The sequence below is a fragment of the Tabrizicola sp. BL-A-41-H6 genome (genome assembly GCF_050632395.1).
GTDB lineage: Bacteria > Pseudomonadota > Alphaproteobacteria > Rhodobacterales > Rhodobacteraceae > JAUYQR01.
Map to the genome: position 1 here is coordinate 1708942 of NZ_CP192600.1, position 14734 is coordinate 1723675.

16 protein-coding genes and 1 pseudogene are annotated in these 14734 nt (G+C 62.3%); 10 read left to right on the forward strand and 7 right to left on the reverse strand.

From position 1 onward, the window contains the following. Window positions 1–22: 22 nt before the first annotated feature. Window positions 23–943, reverse strand: coding sequence for a LysR substrate-binding domain-containing protein (locus ACROUL_RS08495; protein WP_431299070.1), 921 nt, complete (start codon window positions 941–943; stop codon window positions 23–25). 107 nt (window positions 944–1050) lie between these two features. On the opposite strand from ACROUL_RS08495, the gene ACROUL_RS08500 reads away from it, so the two are divergent. From ACROUL_RS08500 to ACROUL_RS08515, 4 genes are all read left to right on the forward strand, one after another. Then, window positions 1051–1527, forward strand: coding sequence for a YybH family protein (locus tag ACROUL_RS08500; RefSeq protein WP_431299071.1), 477 nt, complete (start codon window positions 1051–1053; stop codon window positions 1525–1527). Window positions 1528–1596: 69 nt separating this feature from the next. Further along, window positions 1597–2574, forward strand: coding sequence for a zinc-binding alcohol dehydrogenase family protein (locus ACROUL_RS08505; RefSeq protein ID WP_431299072.1), 978 nt, complete (start codon window positions 1597–1599; stop codon window positions 2572–2574). Between the two features lie 204 nt (window positions 2575–2778). Continuing rightward, window positions 2779–3906, forward strand: coding sequence for an ABC transporter ATP-binding protein (locus tag ACROUL_RS08510; protein ID WP_431299073.1), 1128 nt, complete (start codon window positions 2779–2781; stop codon window positions 3904–3906). Window positions 3907–3917: 11 nt separating this feature from the next. Beyond that, window positions 3918–4673: a 5-formyltetrahydrofolate cyclo-ligase gene (locus ACROUL_RS08515; protein ID WP_431299074.1), complete on the forward strand. Its 756-nt coding sequence runs from the start codon at window positions 3918–3920 to the stop codon at window positions 4671–4673. 360 nt (window positions 4674–5033) lie between these two features. Here the strand turns inward: ACROUL_RS08515 and ACROUL_RS08520 are convergent, their stop codons facing one another. Both ACROUL_RS08520 and ACROUL_RS08525 read right to left on the reverse strand, forming a co-directional pair. Further along, window positions 5034–6164, reverse strand: coding sequence for an alpha/beta hydrolase family protein (locus ACROUL_RS08520; RefSeq protein WP_431299075.1), 1131 nt, complete (start codon window positions 6162–6164; stop codon window positions 5034–5036). A 339-nt stretch (window positions 6165–6503) separates the two neighbouring features. Then, entirely contained in the window at window positions 6504–7331 is an 828-nt protein-coding gene (locus tag ACROUL_RS08525; protein WP_431299076.1) for a LysR family transcriptional regulator, read from the reverse strand. A gap of 91 nt (window positions 7332–7422) precedes the next feature. Here ACROUL_RS08525 and ACROUL_RS08530 point away from each other — a divergent pair, with 91 nt between their 5' ends. Continuing rightward, on the forward strand, window positions 7423–8343 hold the full coding sequence (locus tag ACROUL_RS08530; protein ID WP_431299077.1) for an NAD(P)-dependent oxidoreductase: 921 nt from the start codon (window positions 7423–7425) through the stop codon (window positions 8341–8343). Between the two features lie 801 nt (window positions 8344–9144). Further along, window positions 9145–9477: a GYD domain-containing protein gene (locus ACROUL_RS08535; RefSeq protein WP_431299078.1), complete on the forward strand. Its 333-nt coding sequence runs from the start codon at window positions 9145–9147 to the stop codon at window positions 9475–9477. On the opposite strand, the pseudogene ACROUL_RS08540 reads toward ACROUL_RS08535, so the two are convergent. The 4 genes and pseudogenes from ACROUL_RS08540 to ACROUL_RS08555 all read right to left on the reverse strand — a co-directional run. Then, a pseudogene (locus ACROUL_RS08540) lies at window positions 9456–9710 on the reverse strand (ACT domain-containing protein); the annotation flags it as partial. The gene ACROUL_RS08535 and the pseudogene ACROUL_RS08540 sit on opposite strands and share 22 nt — an antisense overlap. Before the next feature lie 314 nt (window positions 9711–10024). Further along, on the reverse strand, window positions 10025–10801 hold the full coding sequence (locus ACROUL_RS08545) for an FG-GAP repeat domain-containing protein (RefSeq protein ID WP_431301266.1): 777 nt from the start codon (window positions 10799–10801) through the stop codon (window positions 10025–10027). 5 nt (window positions 10802–10806) lie between these two features. Continuing rightward, window positions 10807–11442 (reverse strand): NrsF family protein, encoded by a 636-nt coding sequence (locus ACROUL_RS08550; RefSeq protein ID WP_431299079.1) that lies wholly within the window; start codon window positions 11440–11442, stop codon window positions 10807–10809. After that, the gene (locus tag ACROUL_RS08555; protein ID WP_431299080.1) at window positions 11439–11984 is read right to left on the reverse strand and encodes a sigma-70 family RNA polymerase sigma factor; all 546 of its coding nucleotides are present in this window, start codon (window positions 11982–11984) and stop codon (window positions 11439–11441) included. The genes ACROUL_RS08550 and ACROUL_RS08555 overlap by 4 nt, the downstream gene beginning before the upstream one ends. 172 nt (window positions 11985–12156) lie before the next feature. On the opposite strand from ACROUL_RS08555, the gene ACROUL_RS08560 reads away from it, so the two are divergent. The 4 genes from ACROUL_RS08560 (at window position 12157) to ACROUL_RS08575 (ending at window position 14604) form a co-directional block, all read left to right on the forward strand. Next, complete coding sequence (locus ACROUL_RS08560) at window positions 12157–12450, forward strand: BufA1 family periplasmic bufferin-type metallophore (protein WP_431299081.1); 294 nt, start codon at window positions 12157–12159, stop codon at window positions 12448–12450. 63 nt (window positions 12451–12513) lie between these two features. Then, a complete protein-coding gene (gene bufB, locus ACROUL_RS08565) occupies window positions 12514–13365 on the forward strand; it encodes an MNIO family bufferin maturase (protein ID WP_431299082.1) in 852 nt (283 codons plus the stop codon). Next, window positions 13349–14113, forward strand: coding sequence for a DNA-binding domain-containing protein (locus tag ACROUL_RS08570; protein ID WP_431299083.1), 765 nt, complete (start codon window positions 13349–13351; stop codon window positions 14111–14113). The genes bufB and ACROUL_RS08570 overlap by 17 nt, the downstream gene beginning before the upstream one ends. Next, window positions 14110–14604, forward strand: a complete 495-nt coding sequence (locus ACROUL_RS08575; protein ID WP_431299084.1) for a DoxX family protein — start codon at window positions 14110–14112, stop codon at window positions 14602–14604. The genes ACROUL_RS08570 and ACROUL_RS08575 overlap by 4 nt, the downstream gene beginning before the upstream one ends. Window positions 14605–14734: the final 130 nt, after the last annotated feature.

Consider the following 14734-nt stretch of genomic DNA (forward strand, 5'->3'; position numbering starts at 1 on the left):
CAAGCAGCGGTCGCCGATGCGCCTATACTTCCGCTTGCGCGAGCATGCCCGGAAGGGTTGCGGCGCAATGGTCGAGGAACAGGCGATTGAGCCGGGAGATGTTCCGGGTTCCGGGAGTCACGGCGGAAATCGTGACCAGATCGAATGTCCAACCGGGCAGGACACGCGACAACTGGCCCCCCCGCAGATACGACGCACATAAGATTGAGGGTATCCGGGCGATCCCGCACCCAGCGATCGCCGCAGCGAGGACGCCCGCGAAGTCGTTCATCGACAGATGCGGCACCAATTCGACCACGGTCGCGTCTTCTGGTTTCGCGGCCGACTGCTGCCTCAGGCTCCAGGTCACGGGGCCGGATCCGCCCTCAAAGGCGACGATCCGATGGGACGACAGGTCCGCAGGCGCCGCGACCGGCGGCCGTCCCTGCAGGTAGGACGGCGCCGCCACCATGTACATGGCGTAGCTTGCAATGCGCCTGATGATCATCTGGCTGTCCTTCAGCGGGCTGATGCGGAAAGCGACGTCGATACGTTCGTGCAGCAGGTCCACATAGCGCTCGGTACTCAGGATTCCGACGCGCGCGTTGGGATACAACGCCTGGAACGCAACCACAGCCGGCAGGAAGAACGGCTCGACCAGGCTGGGCGGTACCGTGAGTCTCAGAAGACCCGAGACGTCGGACTGCCGGTCCCGAAGGGCGAGCGTTCCTGAATCGAACTCCTGCAGCCCACGCCGGCAATAGTCGAAATAGGTCTCGCCAAGATCTGTCAACCTGACCTTCCGGGTCGATCGTTCCAGCAGCCTGACGCCAAGGCTCTGCTCCAGTTCGGCGACACGGCGGCTGATGGTGGACAGCGGTTCGGACAGATGCCGCGCGGCCGCCGAAAATCCGCCCTGTTCGACGACGTGGACGAAATAGGCCATCGCGGCGAAGTCCTGCATAAATTATCCCTCAGATGAGATTGTGATTACCAAATTCTATGACTAATGCCAAAATCGGGATAGTTGCAAAGTGTGTTGGCATTCACCAGGCAACACAGGAAACGCACATGTCTATTCTTGAAAAGATGGGGTTGCCCGCCTGGACGGGGCTTCTCCGGGCTCCGGCAGACGGTGCACGCGGCACGGGGGCGGATGCAGCCGCCGCGATCACCGACACCTTGCGTCGGTACGAAATGGCCCTCAGCGCCAGCGACACCGGCGCTGTGATGAAGCTTTACGCACAGGATGGCGTGTTCATGCCGCAGCATTTCCCTTCGGCGGTGGGCGCGGCGCAGGTGCGGGCGGCCTATGACGGCGTCTTCGCCACCATACGGTTGTCGGTTGCCTTCGACATCGTCGAGGTCGTGCCGGTTTCCGAGGATTGGGCCTTCGCGCGCACCAACTCGGCCGGTACGGTGACGGTGCTCGCCACCGGCGACAGCGGCCCGGAGGCCAACCAGGAACTGTTTGTGATGCAGCGTGTGGAAGGCGCGTGGAAGATTGCGCGGTATGCGTTCTCCACGACGAACCCACCACGCGGCTGAGCGCCGTCGGAGGATCATGTGCTCGGCGCAGAATGATGCAAGCCGTGAGATCGGCAGGAAGGCGGCAACATGAACACGATGCAAGCGGTAGTGATCCACCAGGCGGGCGGCCCTGAGGTCCTGAAACTGGAAGAACGTCCGATCCCTGAGCCCCGGCCCGGCTGGGTTCTGATCCGCGTACGGGCCTTCGGGCTCAACCGATCAGAGCTTTTCACCCGGCAGGGCCATTCGCCGAACGTGGCCTTCCCGCGTGTCCTGGGCATCGAGGCGGTGGGCGAGGTCGCGGCCGACCCCGAGGGCAGGTTCAAAGTTGGGGACCGGGTGGCGACAGCCATGGGCGGCATGGGTCGCGTCTTCGACGGCGGCTATGCCGAATACACGCTGGTCCCGGCGGGACAGGTCCAGAAGCTGCAAACGGCACTTGCCTGGGACGTGCTCGGGGCGCTGCCCGAGATGGTGCAGACCGCCTGGGGCTCGCTCCACACGGCCTTGCGTATCACCACCGGCGAAACGCTCCTGATCCGAGGCGGGACGACCTCGGTCGGGTTGACGGCCGCGATCCTTGCTCGGCAGGCTGGACTTCGCGTGCTGGCCACGACGCGCCGGGCGGACCGGCGCGAGATGCTGCTGGCCAATGGCGCCGACGAGGTCTTCGTCGATGACGGGCAGATCGCCGAGGCGGTGAAGGCCGCGCATCCCGGCGGCGTGCAGCGCGTGCTGGAGCTTGTCGGCACGACGACCCTGCTCGACAGCCTACAGGCGGCAGCGCGCGGCGGGGCGGTCTGCATGACTGGCATGGTCGGCAATGCGTGGGAGTTCGAACGCTTCAGCCCGATGGGGGCGATCCCGACAGCCGTGAACCTGACCACCTACGCCGGCGGCTCCGACGACTTCATCGCGACGCCGCTGCAGCAGGTGATCGACGCGGTCGAGGCGGGCGCGTTCCGCCCCCCGATCGGCCGCGTGTTCCACATCGACGAGATCGTCGAGGCGCACCGGACAATGGAAGGAAACGCGGCCGGCGGAAAGATCGTGGTGGTGACCTGAACACCGCCAAGCGGGTCGCTCGGCGGTCGGCCCGGGCGGTCGACCGCGAACTGCCGGTCCCCAACGCCCCAAAAAGAAGGTTCGCCCGCGGTCGCGTTTCCTCCATCGAGTGACCACTTCCGTGATAATCATGTACCCTAATCAAGGGCAGTTCTCCGCCTATTCTGTTGAAAGACTCTGCCCCGCGCAAATTGCCAAGAAGACTTGGGAAGCCGTTCTCATCAGGCGCCAATTAGCAAACGTTGTTTGCAGAGGGCCGCCGTCGAAGGAAGATGTTGTGTATCTCTGGCCCGCTTCGGTGAAGATGTGAGTTTTTCAACAGAATACGCCCTTAGCTGCCATAGGTCTGCCTATTTGGAAATGCTCAAAAGCGAAACGATTCTGGCAGGGCTGTTGGCGGCAGACCGCGGTCGGATCGAGCTTGTCGGGGCCGACATCACCGACTTGCCGCCCTGGTCGCGCGATATTGGCCTTGTCTTCCAGAACTACGCACTGTTTCCGCATTTGACGATCCGCCAGAATGTCCGCTTCGGTCTCGACATGCGCGGCATCACTGGCCGCGAAGCCGAGGAGCGGGTGGATGAAGCACTTGGCATGGTCGGGCTTGATCCGGGCCTTCAGCGCCGCCCGGCAGAGCTTTCGGGCGGCCAACAGCAGCGCGTTGCGATTGCCCGCGTCATCGCGATCCGGCCGCGCCTGCTGTTGCTTGATGAGCCGTTGTCGAACCTGGACGCTGTCCTGCGCAACAAGGTGCGGCTTGAACTACGAGAGCTGCATGACCGCACCGGGATAACGACGATCATGGTCACACACGACCAATCCGAAGCATTGGCCACGGGAGACCGCATCGCAATCATGGAAGGTGGTCGCCTTTTGCAATACGACAGCCCCGAAGAGATTTATCGTAACCCGGCAACGGCTTCTGTAGCGGGTTTCATAGGAAGTCCACCTGCAAACCTGCTTGCGGTTTCAGCGGTGGGGCCGGATGTGTGGCATTTGCCTGACGGGCAGTCTTGGCGGGCAATACCGGGCCTGTCGCCTGCCGCCCTTTCGGTGCCGCCGGGATCGAATTGCTTGATTGCGCTGCGTCCGGAACATCTTTCCTTCGGCGAAACGGCGCCGGGGGGCATTCGTGCAAGGATAGCCGCCGTTGAGTTCACCGGCGGAGATCGACTGGTCCATTTCGCAATCGGTCAGTCGCGGCTTACTCTAAGGATGCCCGCAACATCTCCTTTGCCGACTGGACCGGAAACCTTCCTGTTCCCGTCCGCCGAACACCCGCTGCTCTTCGATGCCTCAAGCGGGCTCAGGCTGAGAAAACCCATTCACTGAAGGAGGATGCCATGGAAGACCGTGGTCGCTGGGCTGGTCGCAATCCCGCGAAGGACGAACTGCGCAATGTGATATGGGACGGACTTATCGCCGAAGGTGTGGCGATCGGTCCGACGCGCAGCCACATCCCGAACTTTACTGGCGCGGATACCGCAGCATGGCGCCTTACCCAACTGCCTGCTTGGGCCTCCGCAAGGACAGTGAAGGTGAACCCGGATTCCGCGCAATACGCACTGCGTCTGCGCGCGCTTTACGAGAGCAAGACTTTGTACTGTCCCGTCCCCGAACTTGTGCAGGAAGCACCCTATGTGCGTATCGATCCCGCCGCTCTGACAGCGAAGGGGATCAGCTTTGAGATGGCGGCTAGCCATCAGGGCTACATGACCCATGGCCAGCGGATCGATTTCACCGAAATTCCCGAGCTTGACCTGTGTGTCTTCGGTTCGGTCGCAGTGACACGCCACGGCGCTCGGACCGGCAAGGGAGGTGGCTTTGCCGATCTCGAAGCCGGGATCTTGAACGAACTCGGACGCATTCGTCCGGATACCCCGCTCGTCACCAGTGTACACTCCAGCCAGATCGTCCCAAGCAACAGCATCGTAATGCTCGCCTTTGATTGCTGGCTCGACTTCGTTGCGACCGAGGCCGAGCTGATCCCGACGGGGAACCGCCACCCGCGACCGAAAGGCATTTCTTGGGAGCATGTCCAGCCAGACCAATTCGAGTCGATGCCGTTCCTGCACGAACTGCGCGCCCGGCAGAAATGACCAAAGTGCTTCGCTGGCCACTCAGTGAAGGAGAAGGGTATGGATTTTCCACGCCAGATCTTCATGCACGCTGAACCACCGTACAATCATTTGTCTAGCTTTTGTCGGACGGCAGCTTTGGGCCGATCAAGTCGACCGAAGTCGGCCTGTGCTCGAGTGACCCGACGCTGCGCCGCCGCAAGGCTGCTTCGAGGCCATAGCCGAAGGACGACCGCCTCCGGACCAGTTTCCGTTTCGCGATGAAGCTGCCCGATTTCCAGTCTATTCGTCTCATGATTTCGAGCGGAACCAGATTAGCGCCCAAATCGTGACGTTGGTCGAGCCAAAGGCGGTGGCGGCAGTGTAGCGTGTCCGCCCAGTCTATTTCAGCGTCGTTCTATAGGTTAGTCCCGGAAACGAGACTGCATTTTGTATCAACTTTGCCTCGTCCGCAGGGTTGTCCTTGAGGATAGCTAACAAGAACGAAGTGGCCAGGGCAGTAGCCTGGTTGAAGATGGGCGACCGTGAATTAACCGAAAACGTGTGTCCGCCACGATCAAACATCGCCAACACCTTCGTTGGGCTGCCAATGCCTTCATAGGCCCACAAGGCATTGAACTCTGGCGAGACAACGTTGTCATCGGACGCGAACATGATCAGCGTCGGTAGCTTGATCGCCGCAATGCCCTTGTCGCCAAACGCATGCAGTTCGCCGCCCGGAGCTGCGGCGACGAGAACCGCTACTCGACTGTCCCAGATGGGCGGCAAAGGCGCGGCAAACGGCTCAGAGACGCCATAACGCGTTGCGACAGCCTGTTCATGGCCAACGAACTGGCACGACTCGGTAGCCTTCTCGTCCGCCGTCTTGTCGATGCACCAGGTATCCAGCGCCTTCAAATCGACCTGTGCGCCCGCCGCTTGGAATGCTGTGCTGCCGCCGGTCGACAACCCCCAGACACCGATACGAGAGGTATCGATTACCCCAGCAAGTGTTCCCCCCTGGGCGGTCAACATATCGGCATACCTGATCACCCGCACCACGTTGGCCGGGCGATCGTAAAGCAACCAGCTAGAATGTTGGTCTTGCCAATCCCCCCCACCGTCCAGCGGGCCAGTATCAAGATCTGCAGCAGCAACGGCCAAGCCATGGGATGCGAAGCGTCGACCCAACGTGCCCAGCACGAGGGGGCTGATATTGGCCCCTTGGATCACGACCACCAAGGGAAAGGGACCAGTTGTCGCTGCAGGCGTGTCAGACGTGACAGAAAGTTCGGCGGTGGGGTCTGGGGCGGGACCGGCAGCAGGATACCAGATCATGGCTGGCATGCTGTGGCTATCCGACGACTCGGGAATTGTGAACTTCCGCAGCCCAACCGCATACGGCCCGGGCTTAGTGTAGTCCACAGCACTTGAAGGCGCAGTTGTGGCTACAAGCCACAATACCAATCCAGTCAGAAGTTGACCAAATCGACCCATGATCTCACCCCACAGAGCGGCGGCGAACGCGATCATAGATTACCCTTGACGATCTCGTGTCAACCGCCATCCCTTCAAGGGTAGGTGGCCTCTTAAGAATAGACTTCGACAGGGTCAGACGTCCGTTTCGTCCGCAAAGAGGTCGCCTGCCGCGAGAATGCTGCAGTACGGTCCAACGTCTGCGTCGGGGAGCGCGGCCACGCAGCATGGGGTGAGGTCGACCGGCGGCTAAGGGCCGTAACCGGCCTGCCCTACGCTAAGGGCGGGAAGCTGCCCTTCAGCATTCTGCCATTCCAGAAGGCGTTGTATTCATCAGCGTCCAAAGTCCGTCCTCAGGCTGACACTCTGCTTGCGCGCCCGCACATGCCGTAGCCGTCACCACAGCCCTTCGACCAGCGTCCGCACCGCCTCGGCGGCAGGAGAGAGGCCCTGGGCCCGCGTCACGATCTGGATGCAGGTCGGTGGCAGGTCCGGAAGACTGGTCAGCGGGGCCAGATCTTGCGGGACGGTTCCCGCGGCCATGACGGTGACGGCTAGTCCGGCAACGACAGCGGCGTGGATGACTTGGCCCGATGCACTAACCAAAGCCAGACGATACGGCTGCGTCAATCGCGGCAAGGCGGCGGTGCGGAAGGCACAGCCCTCCGGGAAAAGCGCCAGCGGCAAGACACCGTCCTCCGGCATCTCAAAGGCGGGCGCTGCGACCCAGAGCAGCGGCGGCTTGGTCAGGACCCTGGCCATCGGCAGGATCTCGGGCAGGGTGACGACCGCCATGTCGAGCGAGCGCGCCTCTACCTGCCGACACAGGTCGCCGCTGAGACCGGTCAGCACCGAAATCTCCACCCCCGGAACGCGCTGCCGCAGCGCGCGCCAAAGCTGTGGCAGCATCGGCAGCACATAATCCTCCGCGATTCCAAGCCGGACGCCGCCCGCGACCCGCCCCCGCGTCACCCGCGCAATGAGGCCGTCATGGGCATCGACAACCGCCTGCGCCTCTGCCCGCAGATCCTGACCGGCGGGGGTCAGCGTTACGTCATGGTAATCGCGGCGGAACAGCGCCACGCCCAATAGCGACTCCAGTTGCAGGATGCGCTGCGACATGGTCGCCTGCGAACAGCCGAGCCGCATCGCCGCGCGCGAGAAGCTGCGTTCCGCCGCGACGGTCAGGAAAGAGCGCAGGAGCTTGGTGTCGATGTCATGCATGGCATTGGATAAAGCGATGCCATCCAGAAGTGAATGTTGTTTTACCGATGCTGGTCCGAGGGACTATCCCATGAAAAACAGGAGGACTCTAATGAAGGTCGGATTCATCGGTCTTGGCACCATGGGTGGCAACGCCGCCAAGAACATTCTGCGCGCGAAGTTTCAGACGGTGGTCCATGACCTCCGCCCCGAGGCGGCGACGGATCACCTCGCCTTGGGAGCAATCTGGGCCGACAGCCCGAAGGCCGTGATCGATCAGGTGGATTGCGTCGTCTCGATGGTCTTTGGCCCCCCGCAATGCGAGGCCGTGCTGAAGGGGCCGAACGGTCTGATCCACGGCGATTGCACGGGCAAGGTCTGGATCGACATGACGACCTCGTCGCCGAAGTTCATGCGGGAACTGGTGAAGGACTTCGTGGCAAAGGGAGGCCGCCCGGTCGACGCACCGGTGACAGGCTCCGTCGATGCGGCGATCCGAGGCGACATGCCGATGTTCGTGGGCGGGGCAGATGCCGACATCGAGGCCGTCCGCCCGGTGATCGAAGCAATGGGTGAACTGCGCAAGGTAGGCCAATATGGCAATGGATACGTGGCGAAGCTGGTCAATAACCAGCTATGGAAAGTCCACGCCGCCGCCATAGGTGAGGCGATGGTCTGCGCCAAGATCGCGGGCATCGACCCCGCTGTCTGGTGGGAAGTGATGAAGGGCGGCGCGGCAGACAGTTTCGTCCTGTCGCACGACGTGCCCTCGATCTTCGCCGGGCATTACGATCCGTCCTTCCCGATCAAGCTCTGCTTGAAGGATCTCGCGCTGATCAAGGAACTGATGGACGATACAGGCGTCCGTTCCGAGATGACCGATGCCACCCATGCCCGCTTCCGCGAGGCCGGTGCCCGTTACGGCATGGAAGCGGGCGAGATGACCGTCTGCAAGCTTATTGAAGAAGACGCAGGCATCGACCTGCGCGTGAAGGGAGATTGGCTGGCACCATGGGAAGTGTCGCGCGATTGAAGCCTCTGCAGACCGGCGCTTGACCCGGCAGTCCGACCCGATGCCCTACCAAGACGGACCTGCTCATACCCCGCCCGGCAACTTGACGGCACCTGCGGCTTCGGGAACTGCACGGCACAGTTCAGGAACGAATCCGACCGTCGGCTATGGGCCGAAAGCTTCCTGCGGCCGGGTTCCCTGACATCATGCCGCGATTTCGATTGTAGGGGCTTCGAGTAATCCTGTCCCCGAAACCAAAAAATATACCTATATATCAAAGACTTCGATACACCCAAGGCGCCCCACGGGGCGCTTTTTGCGTTGCAACACAGCTCAACACATTCCCCAAAGATTACAAACGCTTGCAGCCAGTCACGGATTCCTCCGTGCAAAACGGGTGCGACATGGGGATTGACCTACCACTGGTCTTTCATCCAGCCACGACCGGAGCCCCGTGGTCATTTGCGCCTGTCGGTGGGGATTGAGCAATCGCCCATCCGTGTTGCCGTCCGCCGCCTTCGAGTGCCACCGCTATGCGTTTGACCGCGATCCAGGCCAAAACTGAACCAAAGCCGCAGGACAGGTCCGGCCGACGCGCTGAAAAACGTCGCTGCGGGGCAGGATGCCGCGGGGTCGCGGATTGATCCGCCCAGTTCCAAGTTTTTGCGCGACCACGGAAGACGCTCGGGGCGAAAGACACTTGTTCAGCAGGCAGGATTAGGCGACCTTGAGGTGAGACGGCATGCTACTCGGGGAATGTCGGCCTAAGCGGAAGCAGACGAAGTTCAACAACCTTGCTGCAAGCAAATGGGAGGATACGACATGGCGTTCTATCTTTATCAACTGGCCTATTCGAAAGAAGCGATCAAGGCGATGGTCGCAAGTCCAAGCGACCGCGAGGCCGCAGCGCGCAAGCTGATCGAGGCTTTGGGTGGCAAGCTGCATCACATGTTCTTTGCCTTCGGGGAATGGGATGTCATCTGCCTGATCGAAGGGCCGGACGACAAGATGATGATGGCGGGGGCGGCGGCGGTCGGCTCGTCCGGGACGGTGTCGAAGTCATCGACCGTCAAGCTGATGACGTCAGCGGACGCGATGGCCGCGATGACGATGGCGGGCAAGGCCACCGGAGCCTACAAGCCGCCAATGGGCTGACGGCGGCAGGAAAACCCGGGCAGCGGGCCACCCAAGGCCCGCTCCAACTCGAAAGTGCCGTGGAGCGCCTGGACGGCAAGCTCCATGTACTTGCTGTCGATCAGGGCGGAGGTCTTGATCTCGGAGGTCGTGATGACCTTGGTGTTCACGTTCTCGGCGGCCAGCGCCGCGAACATCCGGGCCGACACGCCGACTTGTGACCGCATGTCGATGCCGACTACCGAGACTTTGGCTGGCTGAATGATGGATCATGATTAGTAAACACCTCGGACGCTGTTGATCGACGGGTCACGAGTGTTTCTTGTGGGTCTATCTGTGCTGACGGTAGTTTGCCTACCCGAGCAGGCCAAGGTCAAACAGATAGCAGCAAGCTGCCTCGCGCTTGACCAATCACTGATCCGCCCAGTTCCGGCATTTTGTTCGACCATGGATGCCGCTCACGGCGAAAGACGCTTGTCCAGCGGGCAGGTTCAGGCCGACCATGCACTAAGACTGTAACCGGACCACTCGATCGAGGCAGGCCACCCCAAAGGAATATGAATGACGTTCAGCAAGATGCCGCGTTTCTCGGCAGGCGAGCGATTCGCGCGGGTCCGAGGTCGAGCTGCTTGAACGCATCCCTGCTGAAGATCAGGCCGATGACCCTGGTGTAATCGGCTGACAGCAGAACGAGCTCTGGCACACCGGCGCAAAGTCGCAGTTTCCCTTCGATCTGTTCCTGACCGATGCGATGCGCGGTGACGCCCGACAGGCTGGCGACCAGGATCAGGTTTCCATCGATGACCCTGACGAGGCGTAGCACTTTGTCTCGATGCGGAGTTTCCACATAGGCGATCTCGATCCTGCCGTCGCCGTCGAAATCTGCAGCGGCGACCGGCGCAAGCCAGCGGAACCTGGTACCAAGGAAATCGGTGGCGGCAATCTCTTCGATCGACGCCCTGCCATCACGAACCACTGCAGTGAGAACCACAAGCCGCGCGCCTTTCTCCTGGTCGGATTCCACGACAACAACTTCAGGCTTGCCATCGCCGGTCACGTCCCACAGCCGGGGTTTGATGTCTTCGAAGACGCGGTTTTCGGGCAGTCGGAGTCTGACGCGTTCGTCCGCGCAACCGGCGCAGGCTGACACGACGACGTCGAGAGTGCCCCACCCGGCGATGCGGCCGAGGATGCCATGTGGATACCGGTCGGTTGGCTCTCCATAGCGTGCAGATCGTGCCAGTACGTCAGCTTCTGAGGCGACCGTTTGTGCCCACCCTGACTGGAACGTTGTGCAAAGAAAGCAAGCCGCCAGAAGAGCTCGCATGAAAGCTAGCCGCTCCATCTGGCTCACCAATGCAATGCTCTTGGCCCTGCAACGGTGCCCAATGCGCCAAGGGCAAAGATCGCTGTGCCATACCAAGTGACAAAGAACAGGGGGTCGTCCTCTGTGCAGTGCAGGGCGTAAAGCGTGGCTGCCGCGCCGCCACAGGCCAGACCTGCGCCCAGCCCTGCAAGGCGGGGGCGCAAGGTGGCGCCGCGCCGCAGGACGAGAAGCGTCGCGACAAGGCCGGGAAGGCCGATGGCAAAGACCGACCCTAGGCAAATCAGCAGCGTGCCGCCCCGAAACGCCGGGCCCCATTCCTCGACTGGCAAAGTCAGAAGGCGGTTGGCGATCAGCCACCCCGCGAGTCCGCAGGCTAGCACCAAGATGACCGGCAACCATCCGGCCCGGCCATCGGGGCGCGATAGCACACGCGCGAGGGCGATCCCGCCGGTCGCCATCAGGGTTGGTATCAGCCATTTCCAGATCGTGACCGGGTCGACAAGAGCTGCCCCAAGATCAGGCCTGATACCTGCCACCGACAGATAGGCCGCACTTGAGAAAAGGACAGCACCAAGCCACGCTGTCATCAGCGCCGGGCCGAGGGGCCGTGCCGGGACCGGATCGGCCGCCAGAAGATCAATCAGATCGTCGGTCTTCATTCTGAGTCTCCTGTCCGAAGCGCCGCCAGCTTTCGCAGGGCGCGGTGCAGCGCAACCCGCAAGGCGCCATCCGAAATCCCGATCCGCGTACTGATGTCTGCCAAGCTGACACCCTCCACCGCGATCGCGCGCAGGATACCTTGCGAGCGATCATCGAGACGGGCAATCGTGCGCTCCATATCGCTTGTCTCGAACGGGTCCTGAGGCGTTTCGGCTGGAATGTTCTCGGCGCTGTCATCCATTGGCAGTACGGCATCCCTGCCGCGGCGGCGCAGCGCGTCGATGATCTTGTGGCGCGTTATCGCATAGAGCCAGGGGCGAAGCGGGCGGTCCTCGCTCCAGGTGCTGCGCTTCAGATGGATGGCCAGCATCACGTCCTGCACGATGTCCTCGCGCGATTGCGGGTCCAGACCTCCGACCCGCGCCCGGACGATCCCGCGCACGACCGGTGCGCAAGCACGCAGGAAAGCTGCGTAGGCTGCGCTATCGCCAAGGTTTGCCGCCGACAGCAGCCTGGCCCAGTCATCCGGTTTCTCCATCATCGTTCCAATGCCAGTTCGCACACCGCGGCCGTTTGTTACACCGCTAGCAGGATTTGCTCCAAGTTGCGCCAGGCAACACTGTTTCGTGAACGCTGTAACAACCGCCTGGCGGCGGCGAACTGGCAGTTGCGGACCCGATAAGCGGGATCCCTTGTTCAACATGGAGCATGACATGACGACTATGAAATCAAGCCTGACGCTTGGGGCTACCCTGGCCTGCGCGCTGTCCACGATGGCGATGACCGCTGCCCATGCCGAGGGCGAGATGGAAAAGTGCTTTGGCGTGGCCATGGCCGGCCAGAACGATTGCGCCGCCGGCGCCGGCACAACCTGCGCCGGCACATCGAAGGTCGATTATCAGGGCAACGCCTGGAAGCTGGTCCCGGTCGGCACCTGCGTCACGATGGAACTGCCCGAGGACCGCATGGGCAGCCTTGAGGCGCTTGAGCGCGACATCCCCGCGTGAACCAGCTTCTGGGCGGGGTATCACACCCCGCCCAGACCCCTCACCTTGCAAGGATCGCGTCTCATGCCCCTTCCCGCCTCTGCCGGTGTCGGCTTCAAGCCAGAGCATTTCGACCAGATCCGCGCCTCTGCGCCCTGCGTGGGGTTTTTCGAGGTGCATGCCGAAAACTACATGGGCGCGGGTGGTCTGCCACATCACCAGCTGGGCCAGCTGCGCCACGACCATGCGCTGTCGCTTCATGGTGTCGGGTTGTCCATCGGCGGCGCGGATGCGCTTGACGGCGATCACCTTTCCAAGCTGAAGGCGCTGTGCGACCGATATCAGCCAGACAGCTTTTCCGAACACCTGGCTTGGTCAAGCCATGGTGGCGACTATCTGAACGACCTGCTGCCGCTGCCCTATACCGAGGAAACGCTTGCCCAGGTCTGCCGCCACGTCGCGCGGGTTCAGGATGTTCTGGGGCGGCGGATGCTTCTCGAAAACCCCTCGACCTACGTGCTGTTCGATCAGTCCACGATCCCAGAGACTGAATTTCTGGCCGATGTGGTCCGCCGCACCGGCTGCGGGCTGCTGCTTGACGTGAACAACGTCTTCGTGACCGCCACCAACCACCGCACCAACCCGCTGGCTTATCTGGCTGCATTCCCGATCGAAGCAGTGGGCGAGATTCACCTGGGCGGCCACGCCGAGGAGGAGCTTCCCTCGGGGCCCCTTCTGATCGACGCGCATGGAACTCCGGTCGCCGATCCGGTCTGGGCGCTCTATGCCGCTGTACTGGCGCGGACCGGGCCTGTGCCCACCCTGATCGAATGGGACAACGATGTGCCCCCCTGGCCGGACCTGATGGCCGAAGCTATGCGGGCGCAGACTCTGCTGGACCAGTTGTCGGAGGCCTCCCTTGCCCGCGCATCCTGAACTGGTGTCGGCCTTTACCGCGGCTCTGATCGACGGCGCCCTGCCGCCCAGCGTGACGGCGCAAGTGCCGGATGAGGCCGCCCGCCGCTTTGCCGTCTACCGCAACAACGTTTCTGCCGGCCTGGCCGCTGCGCTGTCGCGGCGGTTTCCGGTGATCGAACGTCTTGTGGGCCCTGAATTCTTTCGCGCCATGGGTCAGATCTATCTGGAGGCGCATCGCCCAAAATCTCCGGTCCTGCTGGAATGGGGCGACACCTTCCCGGGCTTTCTGGCGGACTTCCCGCCTCTGGCCGCCTATCCTTACATGGCCGATGTTGCCCGGATCGAAGTGGCGCGCGGCTGGGCCTACCACGCCGGCGACGCCAGCCCGATCGCGCCCGACCGGCTTATCGCGGCTGCATCAGACCCAGGCACGGCACGGCTGGGGTTGCACCCGTCGGTTCAGGTTTTGCCTTCTTCCCATCCTGCCGTCAGCATCTGGGCGGCCAACCAACCGGGGACAAAAACGAACGTCGTGTCGGCCGACGGCCCCGAAATCGCACTGATCCTGCGGGATGCAAGATTTGAGGTGCCTGTTGCCGTCCTCGGGGCTGGCGACGCCGAACTGATTTCCGCACTGCAGGACGGCCAGACACTAATGGCCGCAGCCGAACGCGCCGCCCTGACCGAGGCGGACCACGACCCACAGACCATACTGGTCCGTCTGATGCAGGCGGGCGTCATCACCTTGCCGCAGGACATCCCATGAACCCCATGATCCGCCGACTGAACAACCTGTTCGACCAGATCCCGCATGACATTGTGGCCGTCGCCTTGCGGATCTTTCCTGCGATGGTCTTTTGGCTGTCGGGGCGAACCAAGGTTGAGGGGCTGTTCACGATCAAGGACTCCACCTGGTTCCTGTTCAAGGAAGAGTTTGCCCTGCCGCTGATCCCGTCCGATCTTGCGGCGGTTCTGGCGACGGCGGCAGAGCATGTTCTGCCGCTCCTGCTGATCCTTGGCCTGTTCACACGGTTTGCCGCCCTTGGCCTTCTGATCATGACGGCGGTGATCCAGCTATTCGTCTATCCGGATGCGTGGGTCACGCATGGCCTTTGGGGTGCAACCTTTCTGGCCCTGATCGCACGGGGGCCGGGGCGGCTGTCGCTTGACGGTCTTCTGGGGCTCGACCACGGCCCCGTCTTGTCGGCCGGAACCTTTGGCCTGCGGAATGAAGCTCGGTCGCAGAGGCAACCCTGATGCGTTCCAAGCGATTGTATCGAGGTGGCTACATGGGTCTGCGCACATGGATGGACCTGATCTTGGGATGTCTTGGGGGGCTCTTTGACCTGCCACGGGTCTTGCATCCAGCCACGATCGGAGCCCGGCG

Coding starts and splice junctions, on each gene's coding strand:
- ACROUL_RS08555 (WP_431299080.1), bottom strand. CDS start 11,984: ATGATGGAGAAACCGGATGACTGGGCCAGGCTGCTGTCGGCGGCAAAC.
- ACROUL_RS08515 (WP_431299074.1), top strand. CDS start 3,918: ATGGAAGACCGTGGTCGCTGGGCTGGTCGCAATCCCGCGAAGGACGAA.
- ACROUL_RS08525 (WP_431299076.1), bottom strand. CDS start 7,331: ATGCATGACATCGACACCAAGCTCCTGCGCTCTTTCCTGACCGTCGCG.
- ACROUL_RS08575 (WP_431299084.1), top strand. CDS start 14,110: ATGAACCCCATGATCCGCCGACTGAACAACCTGTTCGACCAGATCCCG.
- ACROUL_RS08535 (WP_431299078.1), top strand. CDS start 9,145: ATGGCGTTCTATCTTTATCAACTGGCCTATTCGAAAGAAGCGATCAAG.
- ACROUL_RS08495 (WP_431299070.1), bottom strand. CDS start 943: ATGCAGGACTTCGCCGCGATGGCCTATTTCGTCCACGTCGTCGAACAG.
- ACROUL_RS08520 (WP_431299075.1), bottom strand. CDS start 6,164: ATGATCGCGTTCGCCGCCGCTCTGTGGGGTGAGATCATGGGTCGATTT.
- bufB (WP_431299082.1), top strand. CDS start 12,514: ATGCCCCTTCCCGCCTCTGCCGGTGTCGGCTTCAAGCCAGAGCATTTC.
- ACROUL_RS08530 (WP_431299077.1), top strand. CDS start 7,423: ATGAAGGTCGGATTCATCGGTCTTGGCACCATGGGTGGCAACGCCGCC.
- ACROUL_RS08550 (WP_431299079.1), bottom strand. CDS start 11,442: ATGAAGACCGACGATCTGATTGATCTTCTGGCGGCCGATCCGGTCCCG.
- ACROUL_RS08560 (WP_431299081.1), top strand. CDS start 12,157: ATGACGACTATGAAATCAAGCCTGACGCTTGGGGCTACCCTGGCCTGC.
- ACROUL_RS08505 (WP_431299072.1), top strand. CDS start 1,597: ATGAACACGATGCAAGCGGTAGTGATCCACCAGGCGGGCGGCCCTGAG.
- ACROUL_RS08500 (WP_431299071.1), top strand. CDS start 1,051: ATGTCTATTCTTGAAAAGATGGGGTTGCCCGCCTGGACGGGGCTTCTC.
- ACROUL_RS08545 (WP_431301266.1), bottom strand. CDS start 10,801: ATGGAGCGGCTAGCTTTCATGCGAGCTCTTCTGGCGGCTTGCTTTCTT.